24 protein-coding genes are annotated in these 20,896 nt (G+C 57.5%); 16 read left to right on the forward strand and 8 right to left on the reverse strand.

The window, feature by feature from the left end; translation table 11 throughout:
• Positions 1-32: 32 nt before the first annotated feature.
• From sucD to mdh, 4 genes are all read right to left on the reverse strand, one after another.
• Positions 33-914 (reverse strand): succinate--CoA ligase subunit alpha, encoded by an 882-nt coding sequence (gene sucD, locus ACR0LI_RS14105; protein ID WP_152456828.1) that lies wholly within the window; start codon positions 912-914, stop codon positions 33-35.
• A 13-nt stretch (positions 915-927) separates the two neighbouring features.
• Positions 928-1,755, reverse strand: a complete 828-nt coding sequence (locus tag ACR0LI_RS14110; RefSeq protein WP_171724270.1) for a glycosyltransferase family 25 protein — start codon at positions 1,753-1,755, stop codon at positions 928-930.
• 709 nt (positions 1,756-2,464) lie between these two features.
• Positions 2,465-3,658, reverse strand: a complete 1,194-nt coding sequence (gene sucC, locus ACR0LI_RS14115; protein ID WP_257599952.1) for an ADP-forming succinate--CoA ligase subunit beta — start codon at positions 3,656-3,658, stop codon at positions 2,465-2,467.
• A gap of 309 nt (positions 3,659-3,967) precedes the next feature.
• The gene (gene mdh / locus ACR0LI_RS14120) at positions 3,968-4,930 is read right to left on the reverse strand and encodes a malate dehydrogenase (RefSeq protein WP_117870353.1); all 963 of its coding nucleotides are present in this window, start codon (positions 4,928-4,930) and stop codon (positions 3,968-3,970) included.
• Positions 4,931-5,097: 167 nt separating this feature from the next.
• On the opposite strand from mdh, the gene ACR0LI_RS14125 reads away from it, so the two are divergent.
• Positions 5,098-5,853, forward strand: coding sequence for a sulfite exporter TauE/SafE family protein (locus tag ACR0LI_RS14125; protein WP_209834667.1), 756 nt, complete (start codon positions 5,098-5,100; stop codon positions 5,851-5,853).
• Here ACR0LI_RS14125 and ACR0LI_RS14130 read toward each other — a convergent pair whose 3' ends face one another.
• Positions 5,854-6,159: a hypothetical protein gene (locus ACR0LI_RS14130; RefSeq protein WP_480718712.1), complete on the reverse strand. Its 306-nt coding sequence runs from the start codon at positions 6,157-6,159 to the stop codon at positions 5,854-5,856.
• A gap of 170 nt (positions 6,160-6,329) precedes the next feature.
• On the opposite strand from ACR0LI_RS14130, the gene ACR0LI_RS14135 reads away from it, so the two are divergent.
• The 14 genes from ACR0LI_RS14135 to ACR0LI_RS14200 all read left to right on the forward strand — a co-directional run bounded on the left by ACR0LI_RS14135 (position 6,330) and on the right by ACR0LI_RS14200 (position 16,147).
• Positions 6,330-7,187 carry an HpcH/HpaI aldolase/citrate lyase family protein gene (locus tag ACR0LI_RS14135; protein ID WP_480718713.1) on the forward strand — a complete coding sequence of 286 codons (858 nt, stop codon included), beginning with the start codon at positions 6,330-6,332 and terminating at the stop codon, positions 7,185-7,187.
• A gap of 6 nt (positions 7,188-7,193) precedes the next feature.
• The gene (locus tag ACR0LI_RS14140) at positions 7,194-7,748 is read left to right on the forward strand and encodes an NnrU family protein (RefSeq protein ID WP_171634936.1); all 555 of its coding nucleotides are present in this window, start codon (positions 7,194-7,196) and stop codon (positions 7,746-7,748) included.
• Between the two features lie 12 nt (positions 7,749-7,760).
• Positions 7,761-7,967, forward strand: a complete 207-nt coding sequence (locus tag ACR0LI_RS14145; protein ID WP_171634933.1) for a DUF1737 domain-containing protein — start codon at positions 7,761-7,763, stop codon at positions 7,965-7,967.
• Positions 7,967-8,995, forward strand: a complete 1,029-nt coding sequence (locus tag ACR0LI_RS14150; RefSeq protein WP_171634931.1) for a MaoC family dehydratase — start codon at positions 7,967-7,969, stop codon at positions 8,993-8,995. Before ACR0LI_RS14145 ends, ACR0LI_RS14150 begins: the two co-directional genes overlap by 1 nt.
• A 54-nt stretch (positions 8,996-9,049) precedes the next feature.
• Positions 9,050-9,712 carry a DUF1194 domain-containing protein gene (locus ACR0LI_RS14155; protein ID WP_480718714.1) on the forward strand — a complete coding sequence of 221 codons (663 nt, stop codon included), beginning with the start codon at positions 9,050-9,052 and terminating at the stop codon, positions 9,710-9,712.
• A 214-nt stretch (positions 9,713-9,926) separates the two neighbouring features.
• Positions 9,927-10,313, forward strand: a complete 387-nt coding sequence (gene sdhC, locus ACR0LI_RS14160; RefSeq protein WP_152456838.1) for a succinate dehydrogenase, cytochrome b556 subunit — start codon at positions 9,927-9,929, stop codon at positions 10,311-10,313.
• Between the two features lie 13 nt (positions 10,314-10,326).
• Positions 10,327-10,698: a succinate dehydrogenase, hydrophobic membrane anchor protein gene (gene sdhD, locus ACR0LI_RS14165; protein WP_117870336.1), complete on the forward strand. Its 372-nt coding sequence runs from the start codon at positions 10,327-10,329 to the stop codon at positions 10,696-10,698.
• A gap of 18 nt (positions 10,699-10,716) precedes the next feature.
• Positions 10,717-12,522, forward strand: coding sequence for a succinate dehydrogenase flavoprotein subunit (gene sdhA, locus ACR0LI_RS14170; RefSeq protein WP_480718715.1), 1,806 nt, complete (start codon positions 10,717-10,719; stop codon positions 12,520-12,522).
• 24 nt (positions 12,523-12,546) lie between these two features.
• The gene (locus ACR0LI_RS14175; protein WP_171634926.1) at positions 12,547-13,146 is read left to right on the forward strand and encodes a class I SAM-dependent methyltransferase; all 600 of its coding nucleotides are present in this window, start codon (positions 12,547-12,549) and stop codon (positions 13,144-13,146) included.
• 147 nt (positions 13,147-13,293) lie between these two features.
• Complete coding sequence (locus tag ACR0LI_RS14180; protein ID WP_171634924.1) at positions 13,294-13,920, forward strand: sulfotransferase; 627 nt, start codon at positions 13,294-13,296, stop codon at positions 13,918-13,920.
• A gap of 31 nt (positions 13,921-13,951) precedes the next feature.
• Positions 13,952-14,731: a succinate dehydrogenase iron-sulfur subunit gene (locus tag ACR0LI_RS14185; protein WP_152456842.1), complete on the forward strand. Its 780-nt coding sequence runs from the start codon at positions 13,952-13,954 to the stop codon at positions 14,729-14,731.
• 121 nt (positions 14,732-14,852) lie between these two features.
• Positions 14,853-14,993: a hypothetical protein gene (locus ACR0LI_RS14190; protein ID WP_210093330.1), complete on the forward strand. Its 141-nt coding sequence runs from the start codon at positions 14,853-14,855 to the stop codon at positions 14,991-14,993.
• A gap of 49 nt (positions 14,994-15,042) precedes the next feature.
• Positions 15,043-15,237 (forward strand): hypothetical protein, encoded by a 195-nt coding sequence (locus tag ACR0LI_RS14195; protein ID WP_171641649.1) that lies wholly within the window; start codon positions 15,043-15,045, stop codon positions 15,235-15,237.
• Between the two features lie 46 nt (positions 15,238-15,283).
• Positions 15,284-16,147, forward strand: coding sequence for an urea carboxylase-associated family protein (locus ACR0LI_RS14200; protein ID WP_171634920.1), 864 nt, complete (start codon positions 15,284-15,286; stop codon positions 16,145-16,147).
• Positions 16,148-16,184: 37 nt separating this feature from the next.
• Here the strand turns inward: ACR0LI_RS14200 and deoD are convergent, their stop codons facing one another.
• The 3 genes from deoD to ACR0LI_RS14215 all read right to left on the reverse strand — a co-directional run bounded on the left by deoD (position 16,185) and on the right by ACR0LI_RS14215 (position 19,544).
• Positions 16,185-16,895 (reverse strand): purine-nucleoside phosphorylase, encoded by a 711-nt coding sequence (gene deoD, locus ACR0LI_RS14205; RefSeq protein ID WP_171119690.1) that lies wholly within the window; start codon positions 16,893-16,895, stop codon positions 16,185-16,187.
• A 17-nt stretch (positions 16,896-16,912) separates the two neighbouring features.
• A complete protein-coding gene (locus ACR0LI_RS14210; protein WP_171724264.1) occupies positions 16,913-17,230 on the reverse strand; it encodes an H-NS histone family protein in 318 nt (105 codons plus the stop codon).
• Between the two features lie 124 nt (positions 17,231-17,354).
• Positions 17,355-19,544 carry a methylmalonyl-CoA mutase family protein gene (locus ACR0LI_RS14215; RefSeq protein ID WP_480718716.1) on the reverse strand — a complete coding sequence of 730 codons (2,190 nt, stop codon included), beginning with the start codon at positions 19,542-19,544 and terminating at the stop codon, positions 17,355-17,357.
• Here ACR0LI_RS14215 and ACR0LI_RS14220 point away from each other — a divergent pair.
• On the forward strand, positions 19,467-20,831 hold the full coding sequence (locus ACR0LI_RS14220) for a 1-acyl-sn-glycerol-3-phosphate acyltransferase (RefSeq protein WP_480718717.1): 1,365 nt from the start codon (positions 19,467-19,469) through the stop codon (positions 20,829-20,831). The genes ACR0LI_RS14215 and ACR0LI_RS14220 overlap by 78 nt on opposite strands.
• Positions 20,832-20,896: the final 65 nt, after the last annotated feature.

The following is a 20,896-nucleotide window of genomic DNA, read 5'->3' on the forward strand; positions in this document are numbered from 1 at the left end:
CTCAGCACATATGCGCTATGGGCAATCACAGCTTACCCAATCGCTTCCAGCACAGCCTCGCCCAGCTGAGCCGGGCTTTCGGCCACGACGATCCCAGCACTGCGCATGGCTTCGATCTTGTCCTCGGCACCGCCCTTGCCGCCAGCGACAATCGCGCCCGCGTGTCCCATGCGGCGGCCCGGAGGGGCTGTGCGGCCCGCGATGAAACCGGCGGTCGGCTTCTTGCGGCCCTTCTTGGCCTCATCCGCCAGGAACTGCGCGGCTTCTTCCTCGGCCGAACCACCGATCTCACCGATCATGATGATCGACTCGGTCTCGTCATCGGCCAGGAACCATTCCAGCACGTCGATATGCTCAGTCCCTTTGATCGGGTCGCCGCCGATGCCCACACAGGTGGACTGGCCCAGACCCACATCGGTGGTTTGCTTGACGGCCTCATAGGTCAGGGTGCCGGAACGCGACACAACACCGACCGAGCCGCGCTTGTGGATATGGCCGGGCATGATGCCGATCTTGCAGGCGTCGGGCGTGATGACACCGGGGCAGTTCGGGCCGATCAGGCGGGATTTGCTGCCTTCCAGCGCGCGCTTCACCTTCATCATGTCCAGCACCGGGATGCCTTCGGTGATGCAGACGATCACCTCCATCTCGGCATCAATCGCTTCGAGGATCGAATCCGCAGCAAACGGCGGCGGCACATAGATCACGCTGGCATTGGCTTCGGTCACGTGCTTGGCCTCGTGGACCGAGTTGAACACGGGCAGGCCCAGATGCTCCATCCCGCCTTTGCCGGGGGTGACGCCGCCGACCATCTTGGTGCCATAGGCAATGGCCTGTTCGCTGTGGAATGTACCCTGCGAGCCGGTAAAGCCCTGACAGATCACTTTGGTGTTTTCGTCAATGAGGACTGCCATTTTGTCCCTTTCTCTAGGCGGTGTTGGATTGATTGGGTTCGGTCGCCGGCAGAACCTGCGGCGCATAGGTAATTTTCTCGAGCGTGGCGCGTCCCAGCGCCAGATTGGCCGTCGTGCGCAGGCCGCTGCTGATTTCAGCGATGCCGCGCCTGACTTTTTGCCGGATCAGGGGCCAGCCTGTTGGCCGCGCGCGCGGTGCACCCATATTGTATTCGCCGGGCGCTTCGTTGCCCTGTTCGACCATGGCCGGGATCACCTGATAGATGTTGATCTGACGCGCCGCCGGCGAGGCGGACGGGTTGAACAACAAACCATCCAGCGTGATGTCAAAGGGTTTCTGCGCCAGAAAGTGCCGGGCCGCTTCGCGTGTCAGCGCATAAGCTGCACCACCGGGATGGCGCGAGCGCATCAGGCGCAATTCCCGCCCCAGATGGGGCAGCCGCTTGCGCCCAAGGGCCACGTAAAGCTTCGTGCTGCGCCAGCGTTCGAACCGCACGATGTCGGCATCCTCTGGCCACCATGATGCATCATTCAACCAGTCTGCCAATTCCGGTGTCAGAAACACATCATCCTCAAGGATCAAGGCCTGTTCCGCCCCCGAGGCGATCAGCGCCTCCCACGCTTTGGCATGGCTGAGGGTGCAGGCCATGTCCTTGGTGTGGAAATAGCCCCAAGGTCCTTCCGCCCGGCAGTCGCGCAGGAAATCCTCACGGGTGGCGGCATCGCAATCAACAGCGTTGACGCGCGTCGCTGACAGGCCTGCTTTGTGCAGCTCCTGCTCCATCAAACGCGCACGCCCTGTGGCGCGTTCTAGGCCTATGAGGAAGATGGGGATGGTCATGGGTTACGTTCAGTTTCCAGAAAGATCAGACAGTCCACACCGAGTGCAATCCGTTATGCGAGCCGGTAAAACCCTGACAGATCACTTTAGTGTTTTCGTCGATGAGGACTGCCATTTGGCGTTCTCCTTTATTGGATTTCTGTGGGCAGCGCCTATCCGTCGAAAATCAGCGACGGGACTCTTCCCTGTGGAACTGGTTGAGAAATCAGAAACACGTTGCTTGTCGTGCTTCCCATGTCTTTTGCGTCGTGTGTAAGAAGGCTGCCGTTTGGAAGCTGGATAGCGTATTCGAACCTTTCGGATGGAAACTCTTTTTCAGTTCCAGAACCTACCGATGAACGAGCTGCATTCAGAATAGCATCTCCAACGACTGACGAGGGCTCAGAACTAACTGCTCTAACACCGCAGACTTCAACGTCAGATGCACCTGGTAGATTCTGAAGCCCGACAAATACCTTGCTGTTCGGCACTACGTATACAGTATGAATATTGCCTAGGTTCTCTGATGTTTTCAGTGATGCGGCGCGAGCGTTAGTCTGAAAGCGATCGAAGCCGGGCAAACTCTCAAGGCATGTGCTTGAGAATGCTTTGGCGGCTTGTTGCGCAACGCTTCCTCCAGAAGAAAGCCTTGAAGGGCTTTCAACACATGCAGAAAGCAAAGCGCTCGCGGCCAATAATCCCGGCAATAGGCTTATACGACGGGCTGTGTTCACCCCTTAACCGCCTTCACGATCTTCTCGGCACCGTCTTTCAGGTTGTCCGCAGCGATCACGTCCAGGCCAGAGGTGTTGATGATCTCTTTGCCCTTTTCGACATTGGTGCCTTCCAGACGCACGACCAGCGGAACTTGCAGGCCGACCTCTTTCACCGCGGCCACAACGCCCTCGGCAATCACATCACAGCGCATGATGCCGCCGAAGATGTTGACCAGAATGCCTTTGACCTGCGGGTCCGAGGTGATGATCTTGAACGCCTCGGTCACTTTCTCTTTGGTGGCACCGCCGCCCACGTCGAGGAAGTTGGCAGGCTCAGCCCCATAAAGCTTGATGATATCCATCGTCGCCATCGCCAGACCGGCACCGTTGACCATGCAGCCGATCTCACCATCCAGTGCGATGTAGTTCAGGTCGTACTTGGAGGCTTCCAGTTCCTTGGGGTCTTCCTCGGTCGTGTCGCGCAGTTCGGCAATATCCGGGTGGCGGTAGACCGCGTTGCCGTCAAAGCCGACCTTGGCGTCCAGCACCTTGAGGTCGCCGCTGTCCGAGACGATCAGCGGGTTGATCTCCAGCATCTCCATGTCCTTCTCGACGAAGGCTTGATAGAGCTGACCCATCAGTTTGACGCATTGCTTGACCTGCGCGCCTTCCAGACCCAGCGAGAAGGCGATGCGGCGGCCGTGATAGGGCATGTAACCGGTGGCCGGGTCGACCGAGAAGGACAGGATTTTCTCGGGCGTCGCGGCGGCCACTTCTTCGATGTCCATGCCGCCCTCGGTCGAACAGACGAAGGAAATGCGGCTGGTCTGGCGATCCACCAGCAGGGCCAGGTACAGTTCACGCTCGATGCCGGACCCGGCTTCGATATAGATGCGGTTGACCTGCTTGCCGGCCGGGCCGGTCTGATGCGTGACCAGTGTACGACCCAGCATCTTTTTGGCTTCTTCGGCCGCTTCTTCAACCGATTTGGTCAGACGAACGCCGCCTTTTTCGCCGGCATCGGCCTCTTTGAACGAACCCTTGCCGCGACCACCCGCGTGGATCTGTGCTTTGACAACCCAAAGCGGGCCGTCCAGCTCACCTGCTGCGGTTTTGGCTTCTTCGGCGCGCAACACGGCGCGACCATCGGACACCGGTGCGCCATAGCTGCGAAGGAGGGCTTTGGCCTGATATTCGTGAATGTTCATCGAAACTGTCCCGTCTGACTGCGTTTAATCGTTATAGGGGCGTCTAGCGGGCAAGTTTAAAGGGTTTTTTGATGCTCGATGGGTTTTTAGCGAAGATTTTCGCTATTTGTGATCACAGTATTTTAGGGTGTGATCACAAACTTTCCGATGTGGCAAAACGATTCGAAAAAACGGCGCAGCATAAGAAAATCACATTCGAAAAAAGGGATTTGCGGCGTTTGCGCCAACATTTGCGACCGGGACAAGCGCGGACCAAAAGAAAACCGGCCCTGAAACGGGCCGGTCTGTTATTCGGACTTCAGAGCTGTTTTACGCCAGCGAGCTGTCGATGCCCTTGCACGCGTCGATCAGACCCTTCACGGCGTTCACCGAGTTGTCGAACCCTGCCTGCTCGTCTTCGTTCAGCTTGATGTCAACGATACGCTCGACGCCGCCTGCGCCGATCACGGTCGGAACACCGACATAGAGCCCGTCTACACCCAGTTCACCGTTGCAGTAGGCCGCGCATGGCAGAACGCGCTTCTGGTCTTTCAGATAGGCTTCGGCCATTTCGATCGCCGACGTTGCAGGCGCGTAGTAGGCCGAACCGGTTTTCAGCAGGCCAACGATTTCGGCGCCGCCGTCACGGGTGCGCTGCACGATGGCGTCCAGTTTCTCTTGCGTGGTCCAGCCCATCTCGACCAGATCAGGCAGCGGAATACCGGCAACGGTCGAGTAACGGACCGACGGCACCATGGTATCGCCGTGGCCGCCCAAAACGAAGGCGGTGACGTCGCGCATCGAGACGTTGAACTCTTCCGACAGGAAATGTGCAAAGCGTGCCGAGTCAAGCACCCCTGCCATGCCACAGACCTTGTTGTGCGGCAGGCCCGAGAATTCGCGCAAAGCCCAGACCATCGCGTCCAGCGGGTTGGTGATGCAGATCACGAACGCATCGGGTGCGTGGGCTGCGATGCCTTCACCGACCGACTTCATGACTTTCAGGTTGATGCCCAGCAGATCATCGCGGCTCATGCCCGGTTTGCGGGCCACGCCTGCGGTCACGATGCACACATCCGCGCCAGCGATATCGGCATAGTCGCTGGTGCCTTTCATCGAGGCGTCGAACCCTTCCGAAGGGCCGGATTCAGCGATGTCGAGCGCCTTGCCCTGAGGCAGCCCGTCTGCGATGTCAAACAGGACAACGTCACCCAGTTCTTTGACAGCTGCGAGATGTGCGAGCGTGCCACCGATGTTCCCCGCGCCGATCAGCGCAATCTTGGGTCTGGCCATTTGGAATTTCTCCATATCCGGTCGGTATTGAAATCGCGGTCGTGCTAGTCGTTAAAACGTCAATAGGCAAGAGTTCTGCGACGTGGCATACAACCGCATACTGTTTGCAGGCCTTGCTTTGATTGCGCTAAACGGCCTTTGAGACAAGCCAAAACCGGGACTGTCACATGTTCGAATTGAACTTGATGTTTTTTGCCGTGGCGATCCCTGCCGTGATCTTTGCCGGTATTTCAAAGGGCGGTTTCGGTTCCGGCGTGGCATTTGCCTCGTCGTCGATTCTGGCCTTGATCCTGACGCCCGGGCAGGCTTTGGCCTTGATGCTGCCAATCTTGATGGTGATCGACGTGGCCACGTTGGGTCCCTATTGGAGGCGGTGGAGCTGGCCGGATTCCCGTCTGCTGATCCTTGGCGCGCTGCCCGGTGTGGCGGTGGGTGCGTGGCTTTACCGTGCAACGGATGATGATCTGTTGCGTCTGCTGATCGGTGGCATCTCGGTCGGGTTCGTAATCTGGCACATCGCGCAGTCGAAAGGGTGGGTGCGCGGGTTTGCCAGGCGATTGCCGCCGTCTTCCGGTTTGTTTGCCGGGCTGGTCGCGGGTTTCACAAGTTTCGTCAGCCATGCCGGCGGTCCTCCGGCAGCGGTCTATCTTTTGTCGCAACGCCTGACGAAAACCGAATTTCAAGCCAGTACGGTACTGGTTTTCTGGGTGATCAATATCGCGAAATTCATACCCTATGCGTATCTGGGTATGTTCACATGGCAGACGTTATGGGCGGATTTGCTGCTGACACCCTTTGCGATCCTGGGGGCATGGCTGGGCGTCCGGGCACACTTCATGTTGTCCGAACGCCTGTTCTTCGGGCTTGCCTATGTGCTGTTGACGCTCACCGGCAGCAAGCTGATCTGGGACGCGCTTACCTGATCAGGCATTGGGTGGCAGCGCCTCGACCACCTCTTCAAAAGCCTGACCCGAAGCCACAAGGCAGGTGATCCCGTTTGGCAAAGTCACCGTGATCGTCCAACTGCCGGTTTCGTCCGAGGCAAAAAGCTCCATGACGGCGCCTTTTCGGGCCAGTCCCAAACCCCTGTGCGTTTCACCATAGGCCTCGTGCAACCGTTCCAGCACAGCCTCTCTGGGCGCACAGTTTTGACCCTGAGCGTGCACATGTTGCGCGGCCAGGACCATGATCCCAAGCCCCATCGTCATCTTGAACACCGTCTTTTGCATGCCGCACCCTTTTTGATTCCAACTGCCGATCAGGGTGCGTGGCAAGGGACGAAATCCGGTTAAGGGAACGCACGTTGCGTCGGGTTTGCTGCGGTGCGGCGATTTTGTGCTTGAACTTTCCTGCAAAAAATGGCCCATTCCGCGCAACTTTATTTCAATGGGAGTGGTCCATGGATCCTCGTCTGCGCCCCTATCGTTCGGTTCTCTACATTCCTGGTTCGAGGGACCGGGCCCTGGACAAGGCCCGATCTTTGCCTGTGGATGCGATCATCTTCGACCTGGAAGATGCAGTTGCAGCGGACGAAAAAGAAAACGCTCGCGAAACGCTGAAAGGGGCCTTGGCCGCTGGGGGCTATGGTGCGCGAGTCAAGATCGTCCGGATCAATGGGCTGGACACCGAATGGGGGCGTGCCGATGCCGAGGCGGTGCGCGACATGGATGCCGATGTAGTCCTGTTGCCCAAGGTGAATTCGGCGGCTGACGTGGATGCTCTGGCGGCGATCACCGGAGAATTGCCGATTTGGGCCATGATGGAAACGCCGCGCGGAATGCTGAACGCTGCCGAGATCGCCGCGCATCCGCTGATTGCCGGATTCGTGATGGGCACAAACGATCTGGCCAAAGAGCTGCAAACCCGCTTTCGCCCCGATCGCCTGCCGATGATGACTTCGCTGGGTCTGTGCCTGTTGGCCGCCAAGGCCGAAGGGCTGATCATCATTGATGGCGTTTACAACGCTTTCAAGGATGCCGAGGGTCTGGCCGCCGAGTGTGCGCAGGGCTGCGACATGGGCTTTGATGGCAAAACACTGATCCATCCGGCCCAGGTCGATGTGGCCAACACGGCCTTCGCACCATCGGATGACGAGATCGATCTGGCCCGCCGCCAAATTTCGGCATTCGAAGAGACCGAAGCGCAAGGGCAGGGTGTTGCCGTCGTGGATGGCAAGATCGTTGAAAACCTGCACGTTGCAACGGCCCGTGAAATTCTGGCAAAAGCAGAGGCGATTTCAGCTTTGCAAGCGGGGTAAGCCAGCATGGGCTTTGTTCTTCTGATCTTGGGCGTGGCACTGTGGTGGGCCGCGCATCTGTTCAAACGTGTGGCGCCTGAACGCCGTGCCGCGATGGGCGACGGGGGCAAGGGTGCAGTAGCCCTGGCGCTGGTAGCGTCGATCCTGCTGATGGTGTTCGGCTATCGCATGACCGACTTCATTTATGTCTGGGCGCCGCCGACCTTCCTGATTCACGTCAATAATCTGTTGGTTCTGATCGCGATCTTCATGATGAGCCCCGCGGGCACCAAAGGCCGGGTGCTGAACAAGTTTCGCCATCCGATGCTGGGTGGTTTCAAGCTGTGGGCCTTTGCGCATTTGCTGGTGAACGGAGATCTGGCCTCGATCATCCTGTTCGGCGGTCTTCTGGCATGGGCCGTGGTCGAAGTTGTTGTGATCAACAAGACCGAACCCGACTGGACGCCCAGTGAGCCGGGAACCTATGGCAAGGATGCCATGTTCTTTGTGGCGTCGATCGTGCTGCTGGGGATTATCGGATATATCCACGGCCTGGTCGGTCCGTCTCCGTTTGGCTCATGAGGACCTGACCCCATGGCGAAACTCTATCGTTTGTTGACCGAAGAAGACACGTCAGCCTTCTGCCACAAAGTGTCAGATGCGCTGGCGAAGGGATGGGAGCTGTACGGCGACCCGTCCTATGCCTTTGACTCAGCCAACAATGTAATGCGGTGTGCGCAGGCTGTGACCAAAGAGGTCGACGCCGACTATTCCCCCGACATGAAACTGGGACAGCAGTAATGGTAAAAACAAATCCGGGCCGTTTCTTCGAGGATTATTCTGTAGGGCAGGTGTTGCATCACGCCGTGCCGCGCACAGTGACCGAGGGCGAACGCGGTTTGTATCACGCGCTTTATCCCGCGCGTCACGCGCTGTATTCTTCGGACGAATTTGCCCGGGATTGCGGTTTGCCGGAAAGTCCGCTTGATGATCTGGCGGCGTTTCATCTGGTGTTCGGCAAAACGGTTCCGGATGTCTCGTTGAACGCGGTTGCCAATCTTGGCTATGGTGAAGGCCGCTGGCTGAAACCCGTCTATGCCGGTGATACCCTGCGATCTGTGTCCGAGGTGATTGGCGTCAAACAGAATTCCAACGGGAAAACAGGTGTCGTCTGGGTCCGCACCCGTGGATTGAACCAATTGGACGAAGTCGTCATCGAATATGTCCGTTGGGTGATGGTGCGCAAGGCAGACGTGAATGCGCCAGCGCCCGAAACGGTTGTTCCCGAATTGAAGAAGGCCTTGACGCCCCAGGATCTGATCGTGCCCGAAGGTCTGGATTTCTCGAATTACGATTTCGCTTTGGCCGGTGAAGCGCATCGATGGGGCGACTATGAAATCGGAGAGAAAATCGACCACGTGGACGGCGTCACCGTGGAAGAGGCCGAACACATGCTGGCCACGCGATTGTGGCAGAACACCGCCAAGGTGCATTTCGACCTGACGTTCCGCCCGGAAGGCAGGTTGATCTATGGCGGGCACGTGATCTCGATGGCGCGGACATTGTCGTTCAATGGGCTTGCGAACGCGCAGATGATTGTCGGCCTGAATGGCGGCGCGCATGCCAACCCATGCTTCGCGGGCGACACGATCAAGGCCTGGTCCGAAGTTCTGGATAAGGCGGAAACCGGTGTTCCCGGCGTGGGTGCGATCCGCCTGCGTCTGGTGGCGACAAAGGGTGGTGATCCGTTCGTGTTGAAGAATGACGAGGGCCGGTATTTGCCGGATGTTCTTCTGGACCTCGATTATTGGGCGCTCATGCCGCAATAGGCCTGCTGACGGTAATGTGAGCCTTTTGCGTGCAAGCCGTGTTAGGCTTGCACCATGCATATTCTGCGCGCGATATTGACCAGCGTTTGTCTGGCGCCGGCGGCTCAGGCCTGCGATCTGGCGCTGGCCTTGGCGGTTGATGTTTCCGGCTCGGTCGACGCCAGCGAGTTTCGTATCCAGATGGACGGGTTGGCCGCTGGTCTGCGCGACCCGATCGTGTCCGAGGTATTGGTTCGTGGTCAGGCTCAGTTGATGCTGGTGCAATGGACCGGGTCGTCGCGCCAGCAGGTCACGATCCCCTGGACTCGAGTCGACAGTTTCGCGGCGCTGGATCGTTTTGCCGATCAGGTTGCCGAAGATCCACGCATCTGGCGGAACTTCTCGACTGCGATTGGCGAGGCGCTGCACACGACGCTGGACGCGTTTGAGTCCGTATCCGATTGCAAACGGAGACTGATCGATCTGTCGGGGGACGGCGTATCCAATGAAGGCGTCGAACCGACGCAAGTTCACGCGGCTTTGCGGGACCGAGGCATTGTCGTCAATGCGTTGGCCATCGAAGAAAGTGAACCGGACCTGACGGCCTATTTCTTCGAAAATGTCATCGTGGGCGAGGGCGCTTTTGTCGTTTCGGCCTCGGGCTTCGCGGACTACCCGGAACGAATTCGCAAGAAACTGCTGCGCGAAGTGACGCAGCAAACGGCGGGCCTGAAATGACAGTCAGGAGATTCGTGATCACATGCCTTTGATCTTGAAATCGCTAACATTGATGAAGGGGAATGTTAAATGTGATCACGACAATATTTTGTGTGATCACATACCGGAATAATCCGTCAAATTGCGCTGAATTTAGTGGTTTTTGCACCCGCAGCACGTGACAGTGTCGCAAAAAACAGTAAAACGTTCGGTAGCCAACCGAAAAGGAGCCGCCATGGCCGATGTAAATCGGGGCAACCGCCCACTTTCGCCGCACCTGTCGATCTATCGTCCACAGCTGACGTCGGTCACATCCATCCTGACACGCATCACCGGAAACGCGCTACTGCTGGCGGCGCTGCTGATCGTCTGGTGGTTTCTGGCCGCAGCAACGTCGCCCGAGGCCTTCGCCGTTGCGAACGGAGTGATTACTTCGGTGCTTGGCGATCTGGTGATGGCTCTGTCCGTATGGGGTCTTTGGTATCACACGCTGGCCGGTGTACGGCACCTGATCTGGGACAATGCGATTGGGCTGGACCTTCCCACAGCGACAAAGCTGGGCTGGGCCGTTGTCATCGGATCGGTCGTGCTGACCCTTCTGACCCTTGTCATCGTCGCGTGATTGGAGGCCTGACATGCGTTATCTGACCGACCGCAAACGCGCCGCTGGCCTTGGCTCGGCGAAATCCGGCACCGCCCATTTCTGGGCGATGAAAGTCAGCTCGGTGGCTCTGCTGATCCTTGTGCCTTTGTTTGTTTTCACCTTCGGCCCGGTTCTGGGTCAGCCGTTTGACGTGGTACTTGAATACTATTCGCGGCCCTTCCCTGCCATCGTGGCAGCACTGACGCTGGCAGTTGGCTTCAAACACTTCGCAGACGGTGCGCAGGTGATGCTTGAGGACTATGTTCACGGCACGCTTGAAAAGGTCCTGATCATTCTGGTGACCTGCCTGTCCTACGGTGCGGCTGCGGCCGGTATCTTCGCCATCGCGCGCATTGCCCTCTAATTCCCGGAGCTGAAAGAAATGGCTGCATACGAATACGAAACGCATGAATATGACGTGGTCGTTGTTGGCGCCGGTGGGGCCGGTCTGCGGGCGACATTGGGCATGGCGGAACAAGGCCTGCGTACGGCCTGCGTGACCAAGGTTTTCCCAACCCGTTCTCATACCGTGGCCGCGCAGGGTGGCATTGCCGCGTCGTTGTCGAATATGGGCCCCGACCATTGGCAATGGCACATGTACGATACCGTCAAGGGCTCGGACTGGTTGGGCGATACCGATGCGATGGAGTACCTTGCCCGCGAGGCGCCAAAGGCGGTCTACGAGCTGGAGCACTATGGCGTTCCGTTCAGCCGTACGGAAGAGGGCAAGATCTATCAGCGCCCCTTCGGTGGACACACCACTGAATTCGGAGAAGGTCCTGCGGTACAGCGCACCTGTGCAGCTGCCGACCGGACCGGCCACGCGATTCTGCATACACTGTATGGGCAGTCGTTGAAGAACAACGCCGAGTTCTACATCGAATATTTCGCCATTGACCTGGTCATGTCCGAAGACGGTCAATGTCAGGGTGTCGTCTGCTGGAAGCTGGACGATGGCACCATGCATGTCTTCAACGCCAAGATGGTGGTATTGGCGACCGGCGGCTATGGCCGTGCCTATTTCAGCGCCACCTCGGCCCATACCTGCACCGGCGATGGCGGCGGCATGGTGGCCCGTGCCGGGCTGGCCTTGCAGGATATGGAATTCGTTCAGTTCCACCCTACCGGCATCTACGGTTCGGGCTGTCTGATCACCGAAGGCGCGCGCGGCGAGGGCGGGTACCTGACAAACTCGGAAGGTGAACGGTTCATGGAGCGCTATGCGCCCCAGTACAAGGACCTCGCACCACGCGATTACGTTTCGCGCTCGATGACCATGGAAATCCGCGAGGGACGTGGCGTAGGGGCCGAAGGGGATCACATTCACCTGAACCTCAGCCACTTGCCTGCCGAAGCTCTGGCGGAGCGCCTGCCCGGTATCTCGGAAAGCGCCAAGATTTTTGCGGGTGTGGATGTCACGAAGGAACCGATCCCGGTTCTGCCCACCGTGCATTACAACATGGGCGGTATCCCCACGAACTATTGGGGTGAGGTTCTGAACCCAACTGCCGAGGATCCGACTGCGGTCGTTCCCGGTTTGATGGCCGTTGGCGAAGCCGGTTGTGCCTCGGTCCACGGTGCGAACCGACTGGGGTCGAACTCGCTGATTGACCTTGTGGTCTTTGGCCGGGCGGCGGCGATCCGGGCTGGTAAGGTTGTCGACGCCGAATCCCCCAACCCGGTTCTGAACCAGGCGTCGGTCGACAAGGCGTTTGACCGTTTTAATGCGGTGCGTAACGCCAGCGGTTCAATCCCAACCGCCGATCTTCGGCTTGAGATGCAAAAGACCATGCAGGCGGATGCGGCCGTGTTCCGAACCGCCAAGACCATGGCCGAAGGCGTCGAGAAGATGACGGCGATTGCCGCAAAGATGGACGACCTGAAGGTCACAGACCGTTCGTTGGTCTGGAACAGCGATCTGATGGAAACCCTTGAACTGACCAACCTGATGCCAAACGCGCTTGCCACCATCGTCGGCGCCGAGGCCCGCAAGGAATCCCGAGGGGCCCACGCGCATGAAGACTTCAGCGAGCGTGATGACGAAAACTGGCGTGTTCACACGGTCAGCCGGGTCGAGGGCAACAAGGTTGAGCTAAGCTATCGTCCGGTCATCGTTGATCCGCTGACGACCGAGGACCAAGGCGGTATCAGCTTGCAGAAAATCGCGCCCAAAGCGCGGACGTTCTAAGGGCTGGTCAGGAACAGGGGCGAGATGGCAGAGTTTTCTTCGACCGATTATTGGCAACGCCGATATGAGCGCGGCAAGACCTCGGGAGCGGGGTCTTACGGGCGTCTTGCTGTCTACAAAGCGAATTTCATCAACACGATGGTCGAGATGGAAGGCGTGGACTCGGTTGTAGAATTGGGATCGGGCGACGGAAATCAGGCGCAATTGTTTGATATCCCGAATTATACCGGTCTAGATGTCTCGGACCTCTGCGTTCGGCGCTGCAACGAAGTTTTTCGATCCCGCCCCAATTGGGTGTTCAAAAACGCCGATTCCGAGGTTGAGCCGCATGACGTTTCTCTTTCGCTGGATGTCATTTATCATCTGACCGAAGACAGCGTTTTCGAAAACTACATGCGGCGGTTGTTCGGACTGGCAAAGCGTTTTGTCGTTATCTATTCGTCTGATTTTGACCAGAACCCTTCCAACCAGCATGTGCGCCATCGCCCGTATTCCCTGTGGGTTGAAGAATTCATGCCCGGCTGGCAGCTCTATTGTGAAGAAGAGAACCCGTTTGCCGTCAAAGGGCATGCGCATGCCTCAAAGAACAGCTTTGCCGCGTTCAAAGTGTTCGAGCGGAGTTGAACGTGTGACTGGCGCAAGCACCATATCAACCCGGGAAGCCAAACAAGCCGCTTTTGATCATGTCACATGCCGGAGGGGCGTTCAAAAAAGCGCAAGTCATGGTGAAATCCCAGGCGTGCCAAGGCGTATGCTTTGCTGGTGCCCGCAATGACGGTCGAGAAACTCAAATCCGGGCAAAGCGATCCCAAGATCATCCTGATCGGCTTGAACCGCTGTGCGACGACCTCGTTTCACAAGCTGTTTCAGAACAGCGGGATTCCTTCGGTGCATTGGGAAGATGAACAGGGTCTAAACCTTGCACATCGGATGGTAACCAATATTGCCATGGGGCGCAGACCGCTGGATGGGTTTGGTGCCGTCCGGGCCTTCACCGATATCGCCTTTGTCAATTCGCGCTTCATGCTGGACGGCGCGCGGTTCTTTCGAGAGCTGCACGCGGCTTACCCCGACGCCTTTTTCTTGCTGAACACGCGCAATCGCGATGACTGGATCGCATCACGTGCCAACCATTCCGGCGGTAGGTACCTAGAGCGATGCTGCAAGGCCAATGGACAGACGGCCGACGAGGTAAAACGGGGCTGGGCGCATATGTATGACGTGCACCATTCCGAGGTCGAAGCTTTCTTTGACGACAACCCGCGCTTTCTGCGCTTTGATATCGACCGGGACGATCCGCAAAGCCTTGCGGATTGGCTTTCGCCGGATTTCGACGTGAACATCGCCCATTGGGGGCATTATAACCGAGGGGCGTCTGAATGCGCCCGGACAGGCTGAAAGGCGGCCTTGTGCTGAATGGAGAATTGACATGGTTCAACTGACCCTGCCCAAGAATTCCCGGATTACCACCGGCAAGACCTGGCCAAAGCCGGACGGCGCCACGAACGTGCGCAAGTTCCAAATCTATCGTTGGAACCCCGATGACGGGCAGAACCCGCGTGTCGACACCTATTTCGTTGATATGGATACGTGCGGTCCGATGGTACTGGACGCGCTGATCAAGATCAAAAACGAGATCGATCCGACGTTGACGTTCCGCCGGTCTTGCCGCGAAGGCATCTGTGGATCTTGCGCGATGAACATCGACGGGATCAACACGCTGGCCTGTATCTATGGCATGGATGAGATCAAGGGCGATGTGAAAATCTATCCGCTGCCGCATATGCCGGTGGTCAAGGACCTGATCCCTGATCTGACTCATTTCTATGCCCAGCATGCGTCCATCATGCCGTGGCTGGAAACCAAGACCAATCGCCCTGCGAAGGAATGGAAACAATCCATCGAAGATCGCAAGAAGCTGGATGGTCTTTATGAATGCGTGATGTGCGCCAGCTGCTCGACCTCATGCCCCAGCTACTGGTGGAATGGTGATCGCTATCTTGGCCCCGCGGCCTTGCTGCATGCCTATCGCTGGATCATCGACAGCCGGGATGAAGCCACTGGTGAGCGTCTGGATGAACTGGAAGATCCGTTCAAGCTCTACCGCTGTCACACCATCATGAACTGCGCCAAGACCTGTCCGAAAGGTCTGAACCCGGCCAAGGCGATTGCCGAGATCAAGAAGATGATGGTCGAGCGCGCGGTCTAAACACAGGCCCGATTTGCGTTTTTCGCATGTCCATCTTGCAAAAATAGGCGATGCAGCCCCGGCTGCATTGCCTTATTTTTTTGGCAGGGAGGAGTGATGAGCTTTAGTCAGGATCACTCCAATGAGCAAAGACACATCCAAACGGAAAAGCGACGCCCAAGACGCGCTGGAACTGCTTGAACAGGCATGGGCCTATTACACGCCCGAACCTGCGAAGGCTGACAAGGAACCAGAGCTTTTCGAATACGCAAACGCAGCCTGATACAGGCTGCAAGGCTTGCAAACTGACGGTTTATCGGCAAAGCAGAGGGATGCCTGTTCTTCTGCTTCTTCTGGCGGCCGGCGTGTTTGCCTATTTCCTCTGGCGCTCGCGCCATTCCGGGCTGACACGTGATTGCAGGTGGCGGCAGGACAAGAGCCACGGCATCTGGCGGTGCAGCTTCTGCGGTGCCGAAATCACTGCACTGGACCAACCTTTGCAGTGTTTGAAGGCGCGTGACCCCTGAAAGATAGGGCTTTCCGAGGGTTGAATAATGCGCCACTCTGCCCGGCATGACCGTTTCAGAAAACACTCTCCACCCGCCTGAAGATGCCGAAGCCCGTCGCGCGGTTTCCCCTGTCATCTGTTACCCGAACGAGGCATTGCCGCGACCGGATGTGACTTGGATGAAGTCCCTTCGCGAACGCGCAAGCAAAACGGGCGAAGTGCTGGTGCCGCCACGTGATGCACGTTGTTTTGAAGTGCCTGCCGGCCATTTCTTTCGCATCACTTCCGTCGAGGGGCCGCAGGTTGGCGATCTGAACCTCTGGAACCGAAACGACCTGTCGGAACGCTTCTATTCCGGAAAAACCCGGGCGCTGCATGGCACGCATCTGACCACCGGAGAGCGGATGTGGTCCAGTTTTCCTCATCTGCGCCCGATGGCCACGATTATTGCGGATACGCTGGAGTGGTACGGGATCGATTCCTATGGGGGGTCGGTTCATGACGTCATCGGCACGCGATGCGATCCGTATACGGGCAACCTTTTGTCCGGTACGCAATACCATCATTGTTGCCACTCCAACCTGACCCGCGCGCTTGCGGATCACCTCAATATTCCGCTGACCGAAGCCGAACCAGCGGTGCACGACGTACTGAACGTCTTCATGTGTACCGGTTTCACCCGCGACACGGGTCAGTACTTCATGAAAGCCTCACCCGTGCGGCCGGGGGATTTTCTGGAATTTTTTGCCGAGATTGATTTGCTGGGCAACCTCAGCGCCTGCCCGGGCGGGGATTGTTCCTCGGAACATTCCTCGGACACGGCTGCATGCCACCCCTTGCTGGTCGAGGTATTCGCTCCTGCCAGTGGTGATTTGAAGGGGTGGGACAGCCCTGCGAGCAATGGTTATGATCGCTCGCACGGGCGTTAGCAAAGGCAGGCACCCGTTTCCTCGTGCCTGCCCACCATCAGCTGTTGGGGAACGCAGCCTGAAGCGCGATTTCCACCATTTCACCAAAGCTGCTTTCACGTTCTGACGATGGCAGGGCCTCTCCGGTCAACAGGTGGTCGGAAACAGTGAGAACGGCCAAGGCTCGGCATTTGTGGCGCGCCGCCAGGATATAGAGTTCGGCCGCTTCCATCTCGACCCCCAGAATGCCGTGACGCACCATCTGTTCATTGAGATCTGGACGTTCGTCATAAAAGACATCTGACGAGTAAATTCCACCAACATGGGTCGGCGTTCCCTTGGCGGCAGCCGCTGTGGCGGCAGCTTGCAGAAGCCCCCAATCGGCGCAGGGCGCAAAGTTGAGCTCTTTCATGATGCCGCGCGACGGCGTGCTCAGCGTGGTTGATGTCATGGCCAGAATAACGTCACGAATTTTGACGCTGTCCTGCATCCCCCCGCAGGATCCGATGCGGATCAGGGTTTTCGCATCGTAATCGCGGATCAACTCGTTTACATAAATGGAAAGGGACGGCATTCCCATGCCGCTTCCCTGAATTGTTACGGGGTTTCCCTTCCAGTTTCCGGTAAAGCCAAGCATTCCCCGAACGTTATTGACCTGTTTGACATCATCCAAAAACGTCTCGGCCGCCCATTTCGCCCGGTAGGGATCACCGGGCAATAGAACGGTTTCAGCTATTTCGCCTTTTTCGGCGCCAATATGAATTGTCATTTCCCAAATCGCTCAGATTAGATTTCCAGATCAGAAATATCCGCGCCTGCCGTCAGCGCGTCATGCACCCATTGAGGTTTGCGGCCGCGACCGGTCCAGGTTTGATCGGGGTTCTCCGGATTACGGTATTTAGCCTTTGTTTTTGTGGGCTTAACGCCGCGCGACGTTTCTTCGGACAGTTCAGACAAAGAGAAGCCGAATTCTGCCGCAGCCTTTTCTGCAGCTTTCAAAGCCTCCTGTCGTTCGCGTTTTTCTGCCCTGACCAAAGCTTTTTCAATGTCATTGCGCAAAGCCAAAAGGTCTTTGCGTGACATATTCTCAAGATTGATCCCCATCATTCTTCTCCATCAGATAATAATTACGGTGCACATGAGCGCGCACCGTAATTCTAATTATCAGCGTATTCCATCCCGAATTTTTCAGAGACGGAAACAGGAGAAAAAGTGCCTTGCAGCTAATTTACTCTGCGGCGAGGTTCCGAGGATCCGCCAGAGTAACAATATCGCCCATTATCGAATTGAGTTCGAAGTTTTTCGGGGTGTAGACCTTGGCCACACCCATGGTTTTCAGTTTTTCGGCATCTTCGTCCGGAATAATGCCGCCCACCACTACTGGGATATGAGATAACCCTGCCTGCCGCAGACGTTCCATGACGTCTTTGACCAGTGGAAGGTGGCTGCCGGACAGGATCGACAGTCCAATGACATGCGCGTCATCTTCGCGGGCGGCCGCAACGATTTCTTCGGGTGTCAGGCGAATGCCCTCATAGCTGATGTCCATACCGCAATCGCGGGCACGGAAGGCGATCTGTTCGGCACCGTTGGAATGGCCGTCCAGCCCGGGTTTGCCTACAAGGAACTTCAGACGCCGGCCCAGCTTGTCGCTGACGGCATCAACGGCGGCACGCAGGTCGTCCAGCCCTTCGGTCTTGTTCGAAACAGACCCCGAAACACCAGTTGGGCCGCGATAGGTTCCATAGACTTTGCGCATTTCTTCGGCCCATTCGCCCGTTGTCGCGCCGGCCTTTGCGGCGGCAATGGACGGTTCCATGATGTTTGCCCCGGTCTGTGCCGCTTCACGCAGCGCGGCCAGGGCAGCGGTTACGGCCGCTTCGTCCCGTTCTGCGCGCCACGTGTTCAGGCGGTCGATCTGTTCTTGTTCCACGGCAGGATCAACAACCATGATGCCACCGTCTTCGGTTTGCAGGGGTGATGCCTCGCCTTCGATCCATTTGTTCACACCAATAACAACGGTTTCGTTGCGTTCGATCCGGTTCAGGCGTTCAGCGTTGGAATCCACCAGTCGGGACTTCATGTATTCGATCGAAGCGACCGCGCCGCCCATCGAATCCAGGTTGGCCAGTTCGGCCCGCGCGCCTTCTTTCAACTCTTTCACCTTGGCATCGACAGCGGGGTTGCCATCGAATAGGTCATCGTATTCCAGGAGATCGGTTTCGTAGGCCAGGATCTGCTGCATCCGCATCGACCACTGCTGGTCCCACGGGCGCGGCAGACCCAGCGCCTCGTTCCAGGCGGGCAACTGCACCGCTCGGGCGCGGGCATTCTTCGACAGGGTAACGGCCAGCATCTCGATCAGGATGCGATAGACGTTGTTTTCGGGCTGCTGCTCGGTCAGGCCCAGAGAGTTCACCTGCACGCCATAGCGGAATCGACGGAATTTCGGATTTTCAACGCCATAGCGTTGTTGCAGGATCTCATCCCAAAGATCCACGAAGGCACGCATTTTGCACATTTCGGTGACAAAGCGGATGCCAGCATTCACAAAAAAGGAAATCCGGCCGCAGAGCGCCGGGAAATCCTCGGCAGGTACACGTGGGCGCAATTCGTCCAGCACGGCGATGGCAGTGGCTAGGGCATAGGCCAGTTCCTGCTCTGGAGTCGCGCCCGCCTCTTGCAGGTGATACGAGCACACGTTCATCGGGTTCCATTTCGGAACATTGGTATAGCAATACTCGGCCACGTCCGCGATCATCTTGAGCGACGGCTTGGGCGGGCAAACATAAGTGCCGCGGCTCAGGTATTCCTTGATCAGGTCGTTTTGAACCGTGCCCTGTAGTTTGGATACATCCGCGCCTTGCTCTTCCGCGACGGCGATATAAAGCGCCAAAAGCCACGGCGCAGTGGCGTTGATCGTCATCGATGTGTTCATCTGCTCAAGCGGAATCTGGTCGAACAGAACCCGCATGTCGCCCAGATGACAGACCGGCACACCGACCTTGCCGACTTCACCGCGGGCCAAGGTGTGGTCGCTGTCATAGCCTGTTTGCGTGGGCAGATCGAAGGCCACGGACAGGCCGGTTTGGCCTTTCGCAAGATTCCCCCGATAAAGCGCGTTCGAGGCTTTGGCCGTGGAATGACCGGCATAGGTTCGGATGAGCCAGGGGCGATCTTTCTGCGTCTGCGTCATAGCGGGGCCTCGCGTTTCAGTGGGCAATAAAATTACGTCTTGAGGTTCTAAAGCGCAATTTTCGGGACATGTCAATTCGCTGCGTTGCGGCATGTCGCAATTGTTCAGATTGTGGGCGGCTGTGATTGGTGGCAATCTGCCGCCATGACGCAAACCGTGGAACTTCCGCTTTGGCTTTTCGTGCTGATCGTGGTCTTTGCCATGGTCACTTTCGCATCGCATTTCCTGTTTCCGTCCGTCCGCTGGTTTTTCCGTCGCAGATTGGAACGCGCGGTGGCGCGCCTGAACCAGCGCCTTCAACGCCCGATCCAGCCCTTCAAGCTGGCGCGTCGGCACGACATGATCCAGCGCTTGATTTATGATCCGCAGGTCGGCCAGGCGGTTCAGCAACATGCCCGTGAAACCGGCATGCCCGAGGCCGTCGCCTCGGAGCAGGCACGTCGTTATGCCCGAGAGATCGTTCCGTCCTTTTCGGCCTTCGCCTATTTCAGCTTTGCGATCCGGTTGGCCCGCTTGCTGAGCAACACATTCTACGAGGTGCGGCTTAGCTATCAGGACGAAGAATCCGTCAGGAGCATTGACCCCGAAGCTACGGTTGTCTTTGTCATGAACCACCGGAGCAACATGGATTACGTTTTGGTCACGTATCTTGCAGCCCGACATTCTGCACTGTCTTATGCTGTCGGAGAGTGGGCCCGGGTCTGGCCGCTCAGCCGATTGATCCGGGCGATGGGGGCGTATTTTATCCGGCGCAAGTCCGGCAGCGAACTCTATCGTCAGGTTCTGTCCACCTATGTGCGCCACGCAACCGAAGCCGGCGTAACTCAAGCCATGTTTCCAGAAGGCGGGCTGAGCCTGACCGGGGCTATTGCGCGCCCCAAGCTTGGACTGCTCAAATATATTATGGATGGAACGTCGGCACAGGGGCGCGATGTGGTGTTTGTCCCGGTTGCCCTGAATTACGACCGTGTGTTGGAAGACACCATCCTGACCCGCGCAGCACTTGGGACAGAGCGACGGTTTCGCGCACGGATCGGCGTCATCACGCGCTGGATAGTGAAACAGATCTGGCGTCGTTTGATCGGCCGATACAAGCGGTTCGGTCTGGCGTCCGTCCGGTACGGCAGGCCGATCTCTCTCAGGGAATTCCGGGCTGAAGGCAGTGACGACATGATGACGGATTTGGCCCGGGCGCTGATGCAGCGTATCCAGCATGCTATTCCGCTGGTGCCGGCACCAGCGGCCTGTTTGCTGGTGCGTGACAACGGCCCGATGTCCGAAGAAGACGTGCTGTCACAAATCCGACAGATGATGGAGCGCGATGATCCGCAGACCAAGGACAATTCGCAGGCCATATCAAATGCTCTGGATCAACTGGTTGAACGCCGGGTTCTGAACCGACAGGGGAATATGCTGTCCGTATCAGGTCAGCGCGGCGATCTTCTGGACTATTACGCCGCATCCGTCCCAACGGATTCAAGTTACCAGGTTTCTGCAGCCGCAAAATAGCTTTCTGCAACCGCTGGGTCATAAAATTACAATATTGCACCAAAAACGGTTGCAATATTACTCAT

It is taken from the genome of Ruegeria sp. CL7, assembly GCF_056536445.1.